This is a genomic window from Micromonospora sp. 4G55 (genome assembly GCF_016803375.1).
The window spans coordinates 1-2,799 of record NZ_JAEVHN010000747.1; the positions used below are offsets into that span (position 1 = coordinate 1).

General features: G+C 72.6%; 5 protein-coding genes. 2 read left to right on the forward strand and 3 right to left on the reverse strand.

Annotated features, from left to right (window positions below):
• Positions 1-214: 214 nt before the first annotated feature.
• Both JNW89_RS33455 and JNW89_RS33460 read left to right on the forward strand, forming a co-directional pair.
• The gene (locus JNW89_RS33455) at positions 215-397 is read left to right on the forward strand and encodes a hypothetical protein (protein ID WP_238452083.1); all 183 of its coding nucleotides are present in this window, start codon (positions 215-217) and stop codon (positions 395-397) included.
• Positions 398-436: 39 nt separating this feature from the next.
• On the forward strand, positions 437-727 hold the full coding sequence (locus tag JNW89_RS33460; RefSeq protein ID WP_238452084.1) for a hypothetical protein: 291 nt from the start codon (positions 437-439) through the stop codon (positions 725-727).
• A 66-nt stretch (positions 728-793) separates the two neighbouring features.
• Here the strand turns inward: JNW89_RS33460 and JNW89_RS33465 are convergent, their stop codons facing one another.
• The 3 genes from JNW89_RS33465 to JNW89_RS33475 form a co-directional block, all read right to left on the reverse strand.
• A complete protein-coding gene (locus JNW89_RS33465; RefSeq protein WP_238452087.1) occupies positions 794-1,597 on the reverse strand; it encodes a tyrosine-type recombinase/integrase in 804 nt (267 codons plus the stop codon).
• Between the two features lie 20 nt (positions 1,598-1,617).
• Positions 1,618-1,878 carry a hypothetical protein gene (locus JNW89_RS33470; RefSeq protein ID WP_238452085.1) on the reverse strand — a complete coding sequence of 87 codons (261 nt, stop codon included), beginning with the start codon at positions 1,876-1,878 and terminating at the stop codon, positions 1,618-1,620.
• Between the two features lie 359 nt (positions 1,879-2,237).
• Positions 2,238-2,799, reverse strand: a 562-nt coding sequence (locus JNW89_RS33475; RefSeq protein WP_238452086.1) for a terpene synthase family protein, incomplete at its 5' end; no start/stop codon positions are given.

Here is a 2,799-nt window from a genome sequence, read left to right on the forward strand (position 1 = left end):
GCCACCGCTTCGGCGAGCGCGTCGCGCTCTACTCGGAACTTCATCAATGCCTCCGCGTCGACGCCCCGCAGCGCCAGCGCCACCCACACACGTCCACGCGCCGCGGGCGCACCCGAGCGGGGCCACACGCTCCACGACGCGCAGAGACGCGCACAGCCAGCAGGCCGCCACCGACCCGGCGACGCCGCCACCCGCCGGCACGATCCTGACGTGGATGGCCGGCGCCGCGACCGCCACGGCGAGCGCCGGAGCCGGCGGCGACAGCCCGGCCGGCATCCTGACGCTCACGGCGGACGTCCCGCCGCCGACCGGTGTCGGCGGCGGCTGGCACCTGGACGCCCACCATCCGGGGCGACCGGTCGAGCGCGGACCCCCGCCGCCGCGCCGCGGCTCCTGAGATCCAAACCTCTCACCAGTACAAGCTCAGGAGCTGACCGTGGAAACCGCAGTGATCTACATTCCGTCAGACGTCGACTACGACCAGGTGGCCGCGCGCTGCCTGGCACACGTGACCGAGTCGGGTTACCACCTGGACAGCATCGTGCAGGGCCGGTGGACCGACGTCAGGAGGCTCATGTGGTCGGGCAAGGTGGACGTGGTGGTCGTCGACGAAGAGGGGCACCTACCCGCCAGGCGCTCCCCGCGCGTCGAGATCGCCGCTAACGGTCGACGCCGCGTCGCCGGCCCCGTCGCCGGACGTCGCCGCCGACCACGCATCATCCGTTGACGCTATTCACAGACGAAGGCGGCCCGTGCATCCGAGGGGGATGCACGGGCCGCTGGCCGTTCGGGGTCAGTCCACCAGGCGCGGCAGGGTCGCCACCGCGGCGCGACCACGGGAGTTGACCACCTGCGTGTAGATGCTGGTGGTGTTCGGGCTGGAGTGCCCCATCAGCTCCTGCGTCACCCGCAGGTCACCCTGGCCCTCCTGCACGCGGGTGGCGAACCAGTGCCGCAGGTTGTACAGGGTGATGGGCAGGTCGTGCTTGTGCAGCTGGTCGGCGGTGCGCTGCGACACCCACGCCGGCGTGACCGTGGCGCCGCTGTGCCGGTAGGTGATCAGCCCGGGGCGCAGCGGTGCCACGGCAGTCCAGATGACCGGGTGCGTGGGCACGGCGCGGCGCTTGCCGCCCTTGCCGCGCATCACGTACATCACCTGTTCGGTGACGTCCTCGCGGCGCAGCCGGGCGATCTCGCAGGGGCGCAGGCCCGCGTATGCGGCGAGGATGCAGTGGTAGCGCCAGGGGGTGGGCAGCTGCGTGCACGCGGCGCGGACGTGTTCGGTGAGGGCGGGGCGGGGCAGCGACGCGGGGACGGTGATCGGCTCCAGTTTGGTGCACTGGTCGTCGTCGACCCACGGGTCGGACGGCCGGACCGCCCACCGGAAGAACCGCACCATGTGCAGGCGGTACGTCTCGCGGGTCTGCGCGGACCAGTTGGGGTTGTGGGCGAGCCACGCTTCCAGCTCGGGGAGGGTGGCGACGGGCAGGCCGGCGGGTAGTTCCCGGTCGAGCCGGCGCAGCAGTTTGGCGGCGTCGCGGATGGTGTTCTCGCTGCGTCCCCGGTAGCGCAGGTGCGTGCAGTGCGCGTCGATCATCTCAGACACGATGGACGCGGTCACCGGGCCGCCGCCTCAAGGGCGTCCAGCAGACGCCACAGGGCTTTCCTCTGCCGCCGTGCCGCCCGCCAGTGCCGGTCCGACTTCTCCCGGTCGCCGATGCCGGCCCACATCCCGTTGTCGAACTCGGACTGCGCCAGCCGGTGCGCCATCTTCTCGACGGCGTTGCGGAGCTGGGCGACGCGCGTGCGCCGCTCGAACTTCTGGTCGATGGTGCGGTGCCGGCGCTCGACGGCGCGGTCGGTGGGTAGTGTGCGCATGGGTCGGACCTCCGTCGTCCGATCAAGGCCCCCGTGTCCGGCGTCGCGAGCGCCGGCCGGGGGCCGCCTGCTGGTGGACGTGCACGTGCTTCGATCGTCGCTGATCGCCGAGGTCATCGGGCACCCCCGGCCCGCCGGGATACGAGCTGCGGCCGGCGGATGCCGGGCATGGTGGTGTCCGGATTGTGGGGCCGGTTGGTGGAGGCGGCGCGGCGGGGAGCGCGCCGCTGCATCCGCCGTTCGGCCAGGTGCCGGTTCACCCGATCGTGCAGACGGCGATAGCGAAGAGTATTGCCTGCACCGGGGCATCGGCTAGCCCCGAAAGCTGTGAGCCGACTGTGTCCCGCGAGGTGGAACGCTCAGGCGTACCGGACGGCCCGCAGCGACCAGTCGTAGGTGGCCCGGATCCAGGACCGCCGGACCTCCAGGAGGGGTGCCAGGTCCGGATCGCCGGCCAGCGCCGCCTCGCCGACGAGGTAGCGGTCCAGCCGGTCGTTGAACAGGCCGGCCGCCGTGCGGACGGCGGTGTCGACGTCCTGTCCGGTGCGGGCCGCGATGACGGTGACCAGGTTGTGCGGGTCGGGCGCGCCGCGCAGCTCCTTGCGGTGCGAGAAGAGGTCGTTGCACCAGCAGACCAGGTCCGTGGTGAGGTCGTCGAGGGCGAGCACCGCCGGGTCGGTGCGCCCTGCCGGACCCGGTTCGACGTCGTACGCCAGGTCGGTCAGGGTGAGGCTGGGGCGTACGCCGCCGGTGTGCCGGCGCAGCTGGAGGTACTCGGCCAGCTCCGGCACCCGCCGGTGCTGCCGGTTGGCCGCCTCCCAGAGCAGGGCCAGCAGGTACTGCCGCAACTGGGCCACCAGCCGCAGCAGCAGCGCCGGGCGGCGGTGCTCGCGTACCCGCCGGCAGATGTCGGCCAGCGCG